General features: G+C 42.4%; 16 protein-coding genes. 2 read left to right on the top strand and 14 right to left on the bottom strand.

The annotated features are described in order from the left end of the window. Nucleotides 1–180: 180 nt before the first annotated feature. The 11 genes from glgA to DXB15_RS12275 form a co-directional block, all read right to left on the bottom strand. Entirely contained in the window at nucleotides 181–1,629 is a 1,449-nt protein-coding gene (gene glgA / locus DXB15_RS12325; protein ID WP_118703110.1) for a glycogen synthase GlgA, read from the bottom strand. A 266-nt stretch (nucleotides 1,630–1,895) separates the two neighbouring features. Beyond that, nucleotides 1,896–2,624, bottom strand: a complete 729-nt coding sequence (locus DXB15_RS12320) for a YebC/PmpR family DNA-binding transcriptional regulator (protein ID WP_109214356.1) — start codon at nucleotides 2,622–2,624, stop codon at nucleotides 1,896–1,898. Between the two features lie 95 nt (nucleotides 2,625–2,719). Further along, nucleotides 2,720–3,601: a hemolysin family protein gene (locus tag DXB15_RS12315; protein WP_109214355.1), complete on the bottom strand. Its 882-nt coding sequence runs from the start codon at nucleotides 3,599–3,601 to the stop codon at nucleotides 2,720–2,722. Nucleotides 3,602–3,680: 79 nt separating this feature from the next. Continuing rightward, entirely contained in the window at nucleotides 3,681–4,022 is a 342-nt protein-coding gene (locus tag DXB15_RS12310) for a type II toxin-antitoxin system PemK/MazF family toxin (RefSeq protein ID WP_109214364.1), read from the bottom strand. A 127-nt stretch (nucleotides 4,023–4,149) separates the two neighbouring features. Further along, entirely contained in the window at nucleotides 4,150–5,277 is a 1,128-nt protein-coding gene (gene alr / locus DXB15_RS12305; RefSeq protein WP_109215057.1) for an alanine racemase, read from the bottom strand. Further along, entirely contained in the window at nucleotides 5,274–6,794 is a 1,521-nt protein-coding gene (locus tag DXB15_RS12300; protein WP_118703109.1) for an NAD(P)H-hydrate dehydratase, read from the bottom strand. Before DXB15_RS12300 ends, alr begins: the two co-directional genes overlap by 4 nt. Before the next feature lie 84 nt (nucleotides 6,795–6,878). After that, nucleotides 6,879–7,514 carry a redox-sensing transcriptional repressor Rex gene (locus DXB15_RS12295; RefSeq protein WP_109215059.1) on the bottom strand — a complete coding sequence of 212 codons (636 nt, stop codon included), beginning with the start codon at nucleotides 7,512–7,514 and terminating at the stop codon, nucleotides 6,879–6,881. A gap of 89 nt (nucleotides 7,515–7,603) precedes the next feature. Next, nucleotides 7,604–9,523: an ABC-F family ATP-binding cassette domain-containing protein gene (locus DXB15_RS12290; RefSeq protein ID WP_109215060.1), complete on the bottom strand. Its 1,920-nt coding sequence runs from the start codon at nucleotides 9,521–9,523 to the stop codon at nucleotides 7,604–7,606. Between the two features lie 199 nt (nucleotides 9,524–9,722). Beyond that, nucleotides 9,723–10,934: an NADP-dependent isocitrate dehydrogenase gene (locus DXB15_RS12285; protein WP_118703108.1), complete on the bottom strand. Its 1,212-nt coding sequence runs from the start codon at nucleotides 10,932–10,934 to the stop codon at nucleotides 9,723–9,725. Nucleotides 10,935–10,953: 19 nt separating this feature from the next. After that, complete coding sequence (locus tag DXB15_RS12280; protein WP_109215062.1) at nucleotides 10,954–11,643, bottom strand: GntR family transcriptional regulator; 690 nt, start codon at nucleotides 11,641–11,643, stop codon at nucleotides 10,954–10,956. Nucleotides 11,644–11,660: 17 nt separating this feature from the next. Further along, nucleotides 11,661–13,043, bottom strand: coding sequence for a 2-isopropylmalate synthase (locus tag DXB15_RS12275; RefSeq protein ID WP_118703107.1), 1,383 nt, complete (start codon nucleotides 13,041–13,043; stop codon nucleotides 11,661–11,663). A 288-nt stretch (nucleotides 13,044–13,331) separates the two neighbouring features. Between DXB15_RS12275 and DXB15_RS12270 the strand changes: the two genes are divergently transcribed. Further along, nucleotides 13,332–13,562, top strand: a complete 231-nt coding sequence (locus DXB15_RS12270) for a chorion class high-cysteine HCB protein 13 (protein ID WP_118703106.1) — start codon at nucleotides 13,332–13,334, stop codon at nucleotides 13,560–13,562. Nucleotides 13,563–13,679: 117 nt separating this feature from the next. On the opposite strand, the gene DXB15_RS17070 is transcribed toward DXB15_RS12270, so the two are convergent. Continuing rightward, nucleotides 13,680–13,844: a hypothetical protein gene (locus tag DXB15_RS17070; RefSeq protein ID WP_177956921.1), complete on the bottom strand. Its 165-nt coding sequence runs from the start codon at nucleotides 13,842–13,844 to the stop codon at nucleotides 13,680–13,682. 252 nt (nucleotides 13,845–14,096) lie between these two features. Between DXB15_RS17070 and DXB15_RS12265 the strand changes: the two genes are divergently transcribed. Continuing rightward, a complete protein-coding gene (locus DXB15_RS12265; RefSeq protein ID WP_118703105.1) occupies nucleotides 14,097–14,447 on the top strand; it encodes a hypothetical protein in 351 nt (116 codons plus the stop codon). Nucleotides 14,448–14,651: 204 nt separating this feature from the next. Here DXB15_RS12265 and DXB15_RS12260 read toward each other — a convergent pair whose 3' ends face one another. Both DXB15_RS12260 and DXB15_RS12255 read right to left on the bottom strand, forming a co-directional pair. Continuing rightward, the gene (locus DXB15_RS12260; protein WP_118703104.1) at nucleotides 14,652–15,191 is read right to left on the bottom strand and encodes a metallophosphoesterase; all 540 of its coding nucleotides are present in this window, start codon (nucleotides 15,189–15,191) and stop codon (nucleotides 14,652–14,654) included. Between the two features lie 115 nt (nucleotides 15,192–15,306). Next, nucleotides 15,307–15,861, bottom strand: a complete 555-nt coding sequence (locus DXB15_RS12255; protein ID WP_109215069.1) for a TIGR02452 family protein — start codon at nucleotides 15,859–15,861, stop codon at nucleotides 15,307–15,309. Between the last annotated feature and the right edge of the window lie 29 nt (nucleotides 15,862–15,890).

Here is a 15,890-nt window from a genome sequence, read left to right as displayed (position 1 = left end):
ATTTCTTTGAGTATGTGTGATTTCAAAAAAAATATGCTCACACAGAGCCGTTCTGCATGAGCATATCTGAATTTTCATATGTTATTTTCATAATTTTTCAATCGCAATATTTCCGGCAAATACAATGTTTCTGTAAAAATCCGAAATATCACGTTTCCACCATAGGAATCAGAACAAATCTTATCCGATCAGATAATTGTACAGTCCCTCGTAACGTCCGGCAGATACTCTCCAGGAGAAGTCTTTTGCCATACCGCGGTCTACGATCTGATTCCACTGACGCTTCCGTTCAAAGAAGATCGTCTTGGAGTAATTGATGACATTGAGCATATCTTCGCCGTTATAATTTGTGAAGGAGAATCCTGTACCGGTATTCTCATACTCGTTATAAGGCTCTACGGTATCTTTCAGTCCACCGGTCTCACGTACGATCGGCACGGTTCCATAACGGAATGCCATCATCTGTGTCAGACCACATGGTTCGAATCTGGACGGCATCAGGAATGCATCTGCAGACGCGTACAATTTCTGAGCCAGATCAGAATCATAGCAGATATTTGCTGAAACGCGGTCACCGTATTTCCATGCAAAATGGCGGAACATATTTTCATAACGCTCCTCACCGGTTCCGATCACAACAAACTGAGTATTGTCATCCAGAATCCGTTCAAATACATAGTCAACCAGATCCAGACCTTTCTGATCTGTCAGACGGGAAATCAGTCCGATCATATATTTCTTCTTATCTACGGTCAGACCAAGCATTTCCTGTAATTTCACTTTATTTTCTACTTTTTTCTTGCGGAAGTTGTCACGGTTATAATTTACAAACAGCTTTGGATCCGTCTCCGGGTTGTAAATATCGTAATCAATACCGTTTACGATTCCCTGCATATCAAAATGACGTGCGGAGAGCAGTCCGTCCAGTCCTTCTCCATAATACGGTGTCTGAATCTCCTGCGCATAAGTGTCGCTGACTGTGGTGATATAATCGGCATATACCAGACCACCTTTTAACATATTTGCATCTTTCTGGAACTCCAGTTTATCCGGTGTAAAGAGTTCTTTCGGGAATCCGGTCAGTCCCATCATCGTTTTGACATCCCATACGCCCTGGAATTTTAGATTATGAATCGTCATAATCGCTTTCATGCCCCAGAAGAACATATCTCCCTGGAATTCTGTTTTCAAAAATACCGGGATCAGACCTGCCTGCCAGTCATGGCAGTGGATAATATCCGGCTGGAAACCAATCTGTGGCAGCATAGATAATACTGCTTTATCAAAAAATGTAAATTTCTCAATGTCGTAACGGATATCACCATATGGCAGGAAGCAGTTAAAGTATTCCTGATTATCAATGAAATAATATGTGATACCATCCAGCTCGTATTTTAAAACACCCACATATTTGCTTGGAATGTAAGGACCTGTGCCCATATAAAAATGTGTTACATACTCGAATTTATTCCGGTATTTCTCCGGGATACAGGAATAGTTCGGAATGACTACACGAACATCCCATTCCTTTTTATCAAACTGTTTCGGGAGCGCTCCACATACATCTGCAAGTCCCCCGGTTTTAATAAATGGTACACACTCTGAAGCTGCAAATAAAACCTTTTTCATTCTGAACCCCCTGATTCTCATTCCGGAATGACTTCCGGTCTGCATTCAAATTTATTAAAATCATTATACCATACGAAAGCGTTCTTGTAAAAGGGCAGATGCAAAAAAGGTTACACATTTACCATTCATATGCACCAGTCGAAAAACGTTCTTTCTGACTTCTCCATAATAAGTGAACCGTAACATTCCAAAAAAGAAAGAGACGCCGGTTTCGACATCTCTCTTCATTATTTCACAATTTTCAGTTCGAACAATCGTCTGTATGATTACTCGTCCCAGTTATGATATACCTGCTGTACATCATCATCTGCATCCAGCAGATCCAAAATCTTGTTGATGCAGTACAGATCCTGCTCATCCGTCAGCTCTACATAAGTCTGAGGAATCATAGTAACCTCTGCACTTGCCATCTCAATACCAGCTTCTTCCAGAGCCTGTCTTACTTCGCTGAAAGAATCCGGATCTGTGATGATCTCAAAGCTGTCCTCTTCCTCATTGAAATCCTCTGCTCCTGCGTCCAGAGCTGCCATCATCAGATCGTCTGCGTCCATATCACAGTTCTCTTTGTCAATGATGATCTGTCCTTTTTTATCAAACATGTAAGATACACAACCCGGTGTTCCTACATTTCCTTTTCCTTTTGTGAATGCATTTCTTACGTTTGCTGCTGTACGGTTCTTGTTGTCTGTCAGCGCGTCAACGATGATCGCTGTACCGTTCGGACCATATCCTTCATAAGAAACATACTCGTAATTTACGGAGTTTGCATCTCCGGCAGCTTTCTTAATACCACGGTCAATGGTATCGTTCGGCATGTTATTTGCTTTTGCTTTTGCGATTACATCACGAAGTCTGCTGTTGTTTGCCGGATCCGGACCGCCTTCTTTTACGGCAACTGCGATCTCACGTCCGATAATTGTAAAGATTTTTCCTTTTGCAGCGTCATTTTTCTCTTTTTTATGTTTAATATTTGCAAACTTTGAATGTCCTGACATATCTATCTCTCCCTATCTTTTTTCAAAACTGTCGTATATTATAACACAATCGACTTATCTTGACAAGATGTACTCTTTTGGTATTACGCCTGATGTTACTCTTTTGCTTCTTCCTGCTCCAGTTTTTTCACCCGCACCGTACGGATGACTTTATTTTCCACCAGCAAAACGTCAAACTCAAATCCAAAGGCTTCCACCCGGAATACTTCCCCGTCATTCGGGATCTTATTAATCCTTGAAACCAGGAATCCGCTCAATGTATCAAAATCTTCCGTTTCTTCCTGTGGAATCTCTAACAGTTCACAGACCTCATCAAAATCCGTCATGCCATCCACAAGATAACTTCCATCGGATTCCTCTACGATCTGCTCTTCCACGGTATCATGCTCATCAAAAATATTGCCGACGATCTCTTCCAGAATATCTTCCATGGTCACCAGACCTGCCGTCTGACCATACTCGTCTACCACGATCACCATATGGATCTTCTGGGACTGCATATTTTTGAACAGCACATCAATATTCCGTGTTTCCGGGATAAACGGAGCCGGACGGATGAGGTTATCAATGGTGGTAAGCTGTTTTTCCAGCACTGACGGTTCCTGCATCTGATTTAAAATGTCTTTGATATGTATGATACCGACAATGTTGTCAATATCATCCAGATAAACCGGATAACGTGAATACGCCATGTCACGGATCTGCACCAGCGCCTCCTGCAGCGTCTCCTGTCCATCCAGTGCCATGATCTGTTTCCGGTGAATCATAATATCTTTTGCTTCTTTCTGATCCAGCGTAAAAATGTTGTTGATCATTTCCGCTTCGCTCTCCTGAAGCACACCATGCTCATGCCCCTCATTTACCATAGACATTATTTCCTGTTCTGTCAGATCCTCTCCGCTTCCTCTGCGGCTTTTTCCAAACAGTTTTTTCAGTCCTTTGCCAAAATTATTTAACGGACTGCCATCATCCTCCATCAACTCATACTCCTTCCAAAATCGTTGTGTACTTTTTTCAGAATAGCATCTGTCTTATGATCCGTCAAGATTATGTAACCTAAAGATCCAGACTGATCTGTAATGCTCTTCCGACTTTCTTCATAATGTCACTGTCCAGATGACAGATACGGTCTTTCAACCGCGTTTTATCAATGGTTCGTAATTGTTCCAGTAAAATTACGGAATCCTTCACCATATGATATCTGGCAGCATTTAGTTCAATGTGTGTCGGCAATTTTGCCTTATTCATCCGTGATGTGATCGCCGCACAGATCACCGTTGGACTGTGGCGGTTCCCGACATCATTCTGGATGATCAGAACCGGTCGTACCCCGCCCTGTTCCGAACCGACCACCGGTCGTAAATCTGCATAATAAATATCTCCTCGTCGAATTAACATTTCATACACTCCATTTTTTAAGGTTACTGACATTCTTCCCATTTTCAGCGTGTGTATTCCTGTTATTTTTATATCAAACCAAGAAGCAGCTTCCACTTTTACAAGTGCTTACAATAAACCCAGACCTTTAGTAGTAAATACGCGGAATTCGCTTGTTCAGATCACAGGCAAGCTCATAGTTAAATCTTCCAGACATATCGCCAAGCTCCTCCATCGTGATCGTCTCTGTACCATCTGTTCCGATCAATGTCACCTCATCTCCCGGTTTTACATCCGGAATTTCAGAAACATCTACCATCATCTGATCCATGCAGACTCTGCCGCAGATTGCCGCACGTTTTCCATGAATCAACACATATCCTTTGTTTGACAGGCTGCGCGGATAACCGTCTGCATAACCAACCGGTACCGTTGCAATCTGCATCGGTTTTTCCACTTCAAATGTACCGCCATAACTGATGATCCGTCCCGGCTCCAGTTCCTTTACATGAACTACATGACTCTTTAAGGACAGTAACGGTTTTAAGTCAATATTATTTTTTTCTACTTCATCAGACGGCCACAGACCATATAAAATAATTCCTGCACGGACAATATCCTTATTATACTCCGGAAGATCCACAATTCCCGCACTGTTTGAAATATGATGAATTGGAATCTCAATCTGACGATCCTTTAACCAGGTGATCATCTGCTCATAAGTATCTGCCTGTTTCTTTGTGAAAGTTTTATCCGTCTCATCTGCTTTGGAAAAATGTGTAAAGATTCCTTCTATTATAATATTCGGCGAAGCTGCGATCTGTGCAATCTCATCAGCAGACTGTTCCGTCACCTGAAAACCGATTCTGCTCATACCGGTATCCAGTTTAATATGAATCTTACACTCTTTGTTCTGACGAACTGCTTCTTCTGACAGCTGCTTTGCCCGTTCCAGAGAAAATACTGCCGGGCGGAGTCCTTCTTTTACAATCTGCTCATCGTATTCCGGGAACGTATAACCAAGGATCAGAATCGGTTTCTTGATTCCGTTGCTGTACAGTTCTTCCGCTTCCTCCGGGGTTGCCACCGCATAGCCCCAGACATCCTCGCGCTGTTCCATCACTTCTGCCAGCGGTACTGCCCCATGACCATAGCCATCTGCCTTTACTACTGCAATAATCTTCGTATCACGATCAATACAGTCATGTATTGCATCTAAATTATGCTCCAATGCTTTTAAACTGATATTTGCGCATATTCTGCGATACTCTTTCATTGTTCTATTGTGTCCTCCTGTTCCTTCAACAAATCGGTAATTCCATCTACGATATCACTTGCCATCATGCTGTGTCTGCCAAGTTTCTTTGCTGCCGCATCACCTGCCAGACCATGAAGATATACACCCATAGGTGCCGCATCTTCCGGCAGCATGCCCTGTGCCAGCAATGCACCGATCACACCGCTTAACACATCTCCTGATCCTGCTGTTGCCATTCCGTCATTTCCACTCAGATTCAGGAAACAGCCACGCTTTTCTGTGGCAGTCACAGTTCTTGCATCTTTTAACACCATTACTACGTGATTTTTCTGTGCATACTGCAAAGCTACCCCCACAAGATCCTTTGAAATTTCTGCGATAGATGTTCCGATGAGCCGGCTCATTTCGCCAAGATGCGGAGTAAAAACTGCTCCGTTTTTCAAAAACTGCAGCCATTCCGGATTTTTGGAAATCAGATTCAGGGCATCCGCATCAAACAGGCACGGTTTTGTATTCTGCTCGATCACAGTTTTCACCATTTTTTCTGACAATGCAGACTGTCCGATTCCGGAACCGACTGCCACGGCATCTGCCCAGGCAAGCTGTGTTTCCACAAATTTTACCACATCTGTTGTATCATTGTAAACTGCCAGTACCGCTTCCGGTACAAGTTGCTGCAAAATTGCCCGGTTACTTTCCACCGTTGCCACCCGGACCAGACCGCATCCCATCCGGTATGCCGCCTTTGCCGCAAAAACTGCCGCACCTGCCATTCCTTCGGAACCGGCGATCAATAACAGTTTTCCGTAACTTCCTTTATTAGAGTGCGCTGTTCTTTTTGGCAGCATATCAAGATCTTCTTTTTCCAGCACATGCAATCCCGGTATAATGTCAAACAAACTTTCTGTGGTAAATCCAATATCTTCCACTTTGAGTGCGCCGGTATACTCTGCTCCCGGATATAAAAGCTGTCCCCGCTTTTCAAATCCAAAGGTCACAGTCACATCTGCCTGAAATGCCGTTCCAAGCACCTCTCCAGTGGTTGCCGATATTCCGGAAGCAATATCTACCGCAATTTTACCGGCGCCCTCGTAATACACGTTCAATTCTTTTATAATATCTGCATATTTTCCGGTTATCTCCCGGCTCAGTCCAATGCCAAAGAGCGCATCTACAATGACATCCCAGTTCTCCTGGAATGCCTCTTCGGGTGTTAAAACCGGCACATTATAATTCTTTGCGATCTTCATCTGCCGGGCTGTTTCTGTAGTCATTTTTTCAGGATTTCCGGCAAAACAGATACCCACTTCATATCCCTGCAAAGCAAGCAGACGTCCAACAGCGATACCATCACCGCCATTATTCCCCGCGCCGCATACAGTCAGAATTCTCGTATCATCATCCGGATAACGCTCCATAATTTCTTTTACCACACTTAAGGCAGCACGTTCCATTAATACCGCTGATAACATTCCCATCTTCATGGTATTTTCATCACACTGTTTCATTTCCTGACCATTTAATACATCTCTCATCGTTATATTCCCCCGGTTTGTTTTGCACAATTTACATACAAATGCGCTCTGCCCGTAGGACAAAGCGCACGTTTGCAAGGTTTCTTATTCGTTATCCTGTCTGCGGACAATGTTATAAGACAGCTGCATCAAGCTGTCAGACAAGTGAACATTTTCCACAACTACATCATCCGGAAGTTCCAGATCCAGATGTGCAAAGTTCCAGATTGCACGGATGCCAAGTTTTACCAGCTGCTCCGCTGCCTGTTCTGCCTTTTCTTTCGGAAGTGTCAATACCGCAATATCAACTCTCTGATGCTTTACAAATTCCGGAAGTTCGTCCATCATATGTATCTCAATACCACGGACTGACAAACCTGCCAGTGCCGGATTGACATCAAAAAGTCCGGTGATCATAAAGCCACGTTTCTCAAACTTCACATAATTTGCCAGCGCCTGTCCCATATTACCGGCTCCGACTACGATAATGTTGTGCTGTCGGTCAAGACCAAGGATTTTTCCAATCTCCTCATACAGATACTGCACATTATAACCGTATCCCTGCTGGCCAAAACCACCAAAATTGTTCAGATCCTGACGAATCTGAGAAGCTGTTACTTTCATTCGAACGCTCAGCTCATTGGATGAAATTCTTTCTACTCCCGCATCCAGCAATTCTCCAAGATATCTGTAATATCTTGGCATTCGACGTATGACCGCCTGCGAAATTTCCTTTTGCATCTTCCATTTACTCCTTCAACCATTTGCGTTACTACCCGCAATTATCTGTATTCATTATAAACATCTGAGATTATTTTGTCAATTTTTTATCAATCAGATGCCAGTTCTTCCCATTCTTCGTACAGCTGATCCAGTTTTTCCTGTACTTCCACCTGCTCGCTGTGCAGTTTTCCAAGTTTTGCAGAGTTGGTCGCCACTGCCGGATCCTGAAATTGTTCATCCAATTCTGTCAGTTTTTCTTCCAGAGACTCAATCTCGGCTTCAATTTTCTTCACACGGTTCTGAATTTTACGCTTTTTCGCCTGTTCTTCCTTCTGAGTCTGCCAGTCTGTCTTACCCTCGGACACTTCTTCGGTGCTTACTGCTGCTTCTGTCTCCGAAGATGCCAGATATGCCCGCTCGTTTGTCTCTTTTTTCTCCAGATAATAGTCATAATTACCGATATAATTGACCAGACTGTGCTCTGTCAGGTTCAGGATACGGGTCGCTGTCCGGTTAATAAAATAACGATCATGGGATACAAACAGCACGGTTCCCTCATAACGTTTCAGAGCAGACTCCAAAATTTCCTTAGAAGCGATATCCAAATGGTTCGTCGGCTCATCCAGGATCAGGAAGTTTGCCTCGGAGAGCATCAGTTTTGCCAGTGACAGACGGCCGCGCTCACCACCGCTCAAGTCACTGACGCGCTTGAACACATCATCCTCGGTAAACAAAAATGCTGCCAGAATATTTCGGATACGTGTCTGTGTCAGCTTCGGATAATCGTCCGCAATCTCTTCCATCAACGTTTTTTCCATATGAAGCACCTGCTGCTCCTGATCATAATAACCGATTTTTACGTTTGTTCCCAACGTAAAAGAACCTGCATCTGCATTTACTTTTTCATTCAGGATCTTTAAAATTGTTGTCTTTCCGGTTCCGTTCTGACCGATCAGAGCCACGCGCTCACCACGTTTGATTTCAAAAGAAATATCCTGAAACAGTTTCTTATTTTCATAAGCCTTTGAAAGACCTTCCACCCGCAGCACATCGTTTCCACTGATAATGGACGGTGTCAGTGTCATATGCATCTCGGATTTTTCTTCCTGTGGTTTTTCTAAAACATCTATTTTTGCCAGCTGCTTTTCACGGCTCTCTGCACGCTTGATGGATTTCTCCCGGTTAAAGGATTTCAGTTTTTCAATAACGGCTTCCTGATGTTTGATCTCCCGCTGCTGATTATAGTAAGCACGCAACGCTTCCTCTCTTGCAAAAGCAGCTTTTGCAGCATAAGCTGTATAATTACCATCGTACACTGCAGATTTGTGCATGCTGATTTCCACAACTTTCGTTACGATTCGATCCAGAAAATAACGGTCATGGGCAACGATCACAACAGCCCCTTTGTAATTCAGCAAAAATGTCTCCAGCCACTGAATAGACTCAATATCCAAATGGTTCGTCGGCTCATCCAGCAGAATGATATCCGGATGTGTCGCCAGCAGACGCGCCAGAGATACACGGGTTTTCTGTCCACCGGACAGCTCGTTGCAGTGTTTTTCAAAATCATCCTCGGAAAATCCAAGACCTTTTAAGACACCGGAAACCTCGCTGCGATAAGAATAACCATCTCTGGCTTCGAACTCATGCAGCAGCTTATGATAATTTTCCATATAAGCTTCCATATCCTCTTTTGATACGGACTGCATTCCTTCTTCCAGCTCACGGATTTTCTGCTCCATATCGATAAGCTGACGTTTTCCTTCCAGAACTGCCTCATAGATCGTCCTCTCATCGGAGATATCCTGATGCTGCGCCAGATACCCCAGCGTTTTTCCTTTTGCAAGGGTTACGGTACCTTCATCTGCCGGCAGCTCCCCTACGATAATTTTCAACAGTGTGGATTTTCCGGCACCGTTAATTCCTACAATTGCCACTTTTTCCTGATCTTCCACATGAAAACTCACATTTCGGATCACCGGTTCCACACCAAATGATTTACTGATATTTTGACATGCTAAAATCATATGTTTCTTCCTCACCTTAAAAATGGAATCCTGCAGCTCGCAGGATTCCTGTGTTTCATTTTTCTTTGAATAAATGTTCCTTCCCTTCAGATAGATTCGCTCTTTTTATCTTCATCTGATTCAGAGTCATTATTCTTGTTTGGCAAATTGCAAAATTACCGTCTAAACTAACACTGTGTTTTTCCGTACACAATTACATTTATGCGTACATTTTCTCCAGTGTCTCACGGATTGCTTTGATGAAATCAAGGCTGTTTAATACAACTGGGTTCTCTAATTCTGTAATTAATGCCAAGTCTTTTGTCATTTTACCAGATTCTATTGTATCAATACAAGCTTTTTCCAGATTATCTGCAAATTTTACTAATTCCGGCAGATTGTCAAGCTCGCCACGTTTGCGTAATGCACCGGTCCATGCAAAAATAGTTGCTACGGAGTTTGTGGATGTCTCCTCACCAGCCAGATGTTTGTAATAGTGTCTCATAACAGTTCCGTGAGCAGCTTCGTACTCGTATACGCCGCTTGGAGAAACCAGTACGGAAGTCATCATAGCCAGAGATCCGCATGCGGAGGAGATCATATCACTCATAACATCGCCGTCATAGTTTTTGCATGCCCAGATAAATCCGCCCTCAGCTTTCATAACACGGGCAACTACATCATCGATCAGTGTATAGAAATATTCAATGCCTGCTGCCTCAAATTTTTCTTTATACTCTGCATCATAAATATCCTGGAAAATATCTTTGAATGTGTGATCATATTTTTTTGAAATCGTATCTTTTGTTGCAAACCAGAGATCCTGATTCATATCCAGTGCGTAGTTAAAGCAGCTTCTTGCAAAACTTTCGATGGATTTGCAGATGTTGTGCTGTCCCTGAACGACACCAGCGTTGGTAAAATTATGAACTAACTCTCTTACTTCTGTTCCATCCTCAGCGGTATAAACCAGTTCTACCTTTCCCGGTCCCGGAATCTTCATTTCAGATGCTTTGTATACATCACCGTAAGCATGACGGGCAATGGTGATCGGTTTTTTCCAGTTCTTTACGCATGGCTCAATGCCTTTTACCTTGATTGGTGTACGGAATACCGTTCCATCCAGAATTGCACGAATAGTTCCGTTCGGACTCTTCCACATTTCTTTTAAGTTATACTCTTTTACGCGGGCTGCATTCGGTGTGATAGTTGCACATTTTACAGCTACGCCGTATTTCTGTGTGGCATAAGCAGAATCGAAGGTTACCTTGTCGTCGGTCTCATTTCTGTATTCCAGTCCCAGATCATAATACTCTGTTTTCAGATCCACAAACGGAAGTAATAACTCGTCTTTGATATACTGCCAGAGGATTCTGGTCATTTCATCTCCATCCATTTCTACTAAAGGTGTAGTCATTTTAATTTTTTCCATGGTAATTATCCTCCAATCCTTAATTCCCGCTGTTCTCATTTTCTTTTCGGGATTCCTGCAGCAGATTGTCCCAGCCACAGTGATCAATATTTTCAATGGTTCTCATGATATGCTGATTTGCCAGCATCTGTGCTTTCTCCGGATCATGATCATGGATCGCCTGAGCGATCATGCGGTGCTCATCGTTTGATTTTTCGGAACGCTCTTTTGATTTCAATGTCATTTTGCGCACCCGCTGCACATAATTGTGAAAATCCGTCAGTACGTTTGCCAGTACCTTACTTCCTGACGCCTGATATAAGGTCTCATGAAACTTATTATCCAGTTCAAATACCTGCTCACTGTGCCCCTTTGACACATGAAATTCTGTCAGGTATACAATTTCTTCCAGTTCTTCAATCTGTTCCGGTGTGGCTTTTTTCGCTGCCCATTTGGCACATAAGCCTTCCATCACAGACCGTATCTCATAAATGTCATTCAGATCTTCTTTGGAAAATCCGGTGACATGCGCGCCCTTGTTCGGCGTGATTGTGACAAGTCCCTGAAGTTCCAGCTGACGCAGTGCCTCGCGCACCGGTGTCCGACTGACCCCCAGCTCATCGCCGATGGTCTTTTCTTTCAGTTCCTCATCCACCGCATATTTTCCGGATAAAATATCTTCCTGCAGTTTATGAAATACTTTATCACTGAGCGAATGGTTATCTCCCATCCTTTTTTGCCCCCTTGTTATAAAATAATTCCCAGCTCCTTGCAGCACTCTGTAATCTTAACAACCAGCTCGTTGTCTGTCAGAACGGTTACACGTCCTTCATCATACTGTTCATCAACCCAGTCTTTCAGTTTGTGAACCAGCTCTGAGTGTTTGTCCAGATGACGCTCCTGCGGCAGTCTGTAGTAGCTGTTGATCCAGTGTGCGATTCCAGCCAGACCGGATGTATTGGAAATAGATACCAGTGCCGGTCTCTTTAAGAATTTTTCTGTATCAAAAATATTGTAAATCTCTTCGTTTTTCAACAGTCCGTCTGCATGGATTCCGGCTCTTGTTACGTTGAAGTTCTTGCCGGCAAACGGTGTTCTGCTTGGAAGTGTGTAATCCAGATCTTTTTCAAAATAATCAACCAGATCTGTAATGACTGTGGTATCCATGCCGTCCAGTGTTCCTTTTAACTGCGCATACTCAAATACCATAGCCTCCAGTGGTGTATTACCGGTACGCTCTCCGATACCAAACAGAGAACAGTTGACACCACAGGCTCCATACAGCCATGCTGTGGTAGAGTTGGTAACTGCCTTGTAAAAATCGTTGTGACCATGCCACTCGATCAATTCAGACGGTACGCCCGCATGAGTTGTCAGACCATAAATGATACCCGGTACACTTCGCGGAATAACGGCACCCGGGAAGTTTACACCATATCCCATGGTATCGCAGGCACGAACTTTGATCGGAATCTTGTATTCATCCATCAGTTTCATCAGTTCCACACAGAACGGAATAACGAAGCCGTAAATATCGGATCTTGTAATATCCTCTAAGTGGCAGCGTGGGCTGATACCTGTCTCCAGGCACTCACGGATGACACTCAAATAGTGGTTCATGGCCTCACGTCTGGTCATTTTCATTTTGTAGAAAATATGATAATCGGAACAGCTTACCAGAATACCGGTCTCACGCAGTCCGATGTCTTTTACTAATTCGAAATCCTGTTTACTTGCACGGATCCAGCTTGTAACCTCCGGGAACTTATATCCACGTTCCATACATTTGTAAACTGCATCACGGTCTTTTTTGCTGTACAGGAAAAACTCACTCTGACGGATAATTCCTTTCGGGCCGCCCAATTTGTGCAGATAATCATAGATCGTTACAATCTGATCGGTAGTGTACGGAGCTCTTGACTGCTGTCCGTCACGAAATGTGGTATCTGTGATCCAGATATCGTCCGGCATGTTATGCGGTACGATTCGGTCGTTGAACGCAATTTTCGGAATCTCTTCATACGGAAACAGATTTCTAAATGTATTTGGTTCATCTACATCAACCAGCTGATAAAAATGTTCTTCCAGCTGTAACAGATTATTATGCTTATTCATTACTACTTTACGCATGTTATTCGCTCCTCACCTTATATACTCGTATACAATATATTAGATTGTATGCAATCGCTCTCATTGCATACAATAATACATTCTTGTTATCACTTTGTCAAGTTAAAGTATAAAATTTTTTCTTAATATATTCTGTTTCCTTATTTTGTTCCTATCAGAGTTTATAAAAACAGGTATGCTATATCTGCATGAATGAACAATTTTTCGAAAATTTATTTCTTTTTAAAGAAACACTGACAAGCCGCATACATACTATGAATTGTAAATAAAAATCTGGAGGCTATCAACATGAGTGATTTAGCTGCTACAAACTGTGGATGCTCTAACGACAACGGATGCGGATGCAACAACATTATCTGGATTATCTTACTTCTGTGCTGCTGCGGTGGATGCGGAAATGGCAATGGCTCTTTCCTGGGTGGAAATGGCTGCAGTGAAGCAATCTGGATCATCCTGCTTCTGTGCTGCTGTGGCGGATGCGGCGGAAACAACAACGGAAACGGCTGTGGCTGCTTCTAAGTCAAAATCAAATCTGACTACACATCTTGGTACGACAAAAACCGGGGGCTATGATGCCTCCGGTTCTTTCTGTCTCCTCTTATATATGAAATCAATTTTAGCTAATACTGTTAGTTTTTATTTTTCATTTGTTTTATTCATCTGCCTTCTTACTCCGGGTGGTTGTTTCAGATTTTTTCTTTGCCACTCCATTTCTTTTTGCCGTTCCCGTTCTTCCTTTTTCCGCAGGCAGTCTTCATCTATTTCATAAACGCTTTTACCGTCATAGACCAATTTTCCCATATGCTATGTTCTCCATATTTCATCATGGATTCCCTATTATTATATGAAATAAAACCATTTTTGCCTGCCTTATATCACATCCAACTCCCTTTTTTTCCTTTCGCGCTATATTTTCAAATGCTTCATCATATTCCCCACAATCACAATGTCTTTTTTATTCAACATCCTTTTATGGAACGCAAATTCTTACTCATAATTGCATATTTTTTTCATACATTATAAAAAACATCAGATATGGACGTGATATTTCATATGAATGAACATGAAACCGGACATACGCCACCTGTACTGGATACATTGATTCAAAACAGACCGATTCAGATGTTAAAAGCCATTGTGCCCTACCTCTATGGTCCACAGCAGCGTATGATCTCCATGATGGTCAGAATGATTGAATTGCAGCGTACCATGCAGCTTTTTGATGCAGCCCCGGAAATGCAGGCACAAGAATTGCGAATCTGTTCCAATGAATCTTCCACAGAGCGTACCCATCAGATTTTAAACGTACTACGGGAATACTGTACACCCCAGGAACGGGATCAGATAGATATGATTTTAAATATTCTCGACATTACCTCCGTGACTGGAATTTTAAATTTGTAAAAGGAGCATTTTTCATGGATCAGAACTTTTTTTCACAAAATCCGGCATTTCAGAACATATCACCGGAAAAACTGGCATTTCTCATGAATTTCATGAATCAGGAAAAACCAAATTCTTCCAGAGATATGATGGCATTTCTTATGAATTTTGTCACAAAAGCCAAAAATCAGAATCTCGCGTTTACCACAGACGAAACCGATTTTATTATCCAACATTTACGACAAGGATTAAATCCCGCCGAACAGCAACGAATCGACCGGGTATTACAGATGCTGCGCAGGAAAAATTAAATCCAGTCATAACACCCTGCCATGCACCTCGACTAAATAATTTTTCAAAAGACTGAGCAGAATTGCTACTACTCTGCTCAGTCTCATATTCCAGAAAAATCGGATAATGGGATAACACCAAGCCAAACTTTTCTTTTCCAACAGAATCATGAATCTCTTTATAATCACAAATTTCTGCAAACAGCTGTTGATAACGATAATCCGATACATCATCATGATTTCCCCTGATCAGCACCTTTCTGCCCTTCAGGCGTGCAACAAATGCAATCAGGTCTTCGTTTTTGCCCCGCATGCTCACATCACCCAAAATATACACATAATCGCCATTCATCACCCGGTCATTCCAGTTTTTCAAAATCGTATCATGCATCTGCTGCACCGACTCAAAGGGACGCTGGTCAAAATGGATCGCATTTTCATGAAACAAATGCAGATCACTGATATAATATTTCATTTTTCTCTAACCTCTTTTCTCGCTTCTTCGATTCTGTCAAAATTTCCGTGTGTATCCCCTGTTATGTAAAAATGCAATACCCTTTCCCTCCCCCCGTGTCTCCATATATAACGAATCATACATTTTGCAAGCTGCCTGGTTTTTCTCTCAAGTTCGGTGCAGCACAAGTGATAATGTCAACTTTGTACCAGTCCTTTTCCTGCATCAATGCTGGATTAACAGTATCCGTTTTAAATACTGTAACCGAAGGAGTATAAATAATATCATCATTGTGAATTGGATTTTTTGATTTTCTATGTGGGGTATAAAAGAGATCCCATGTTTCCGGTACATTCAGACTAGAATATAATCCCGAACATCTACACAAGCATTCCTCCTGCGCAGATGCGCCTCTGGTTACACCTCCACCCGGATTCGTAGCAGATGCAAAATTAAGAACAGCAACTTTTTTTCCCCGATATGCCCCTGCTGCTTCAAAGCTTCTTTTTTTCGAAACAATTACTCTGACATTTTCTGTATATTTGCTTAGTGATGGAACCTCTACTTTATCTGTTTCTAAAATTATTTCCTGTTTCTTCGTTGAAGCTGCTACTTCCGCTCTTAAAGCTGGATTTGTTTTTACTAAATCCACAGTATCTCTAAAAATTTCTACATTTGTATCTCTTCCCATATCATTACACTCCGGCCTGTTATTTATAA

It is taken from the genome of Roseburia sp. OM02-15, assembly GCF_003481835.1.
Lineage (GTDB): Bacteria > Bacillota > Clostridia > Lachnospirales > Lachnospiraceae > Eubacterium_I > Eubacterium_I ramulus_A.
Note: the sequence above shows the minus strand (reverse complement) of the source record. Positions and strands in the feature narration are given on the sequence as shown.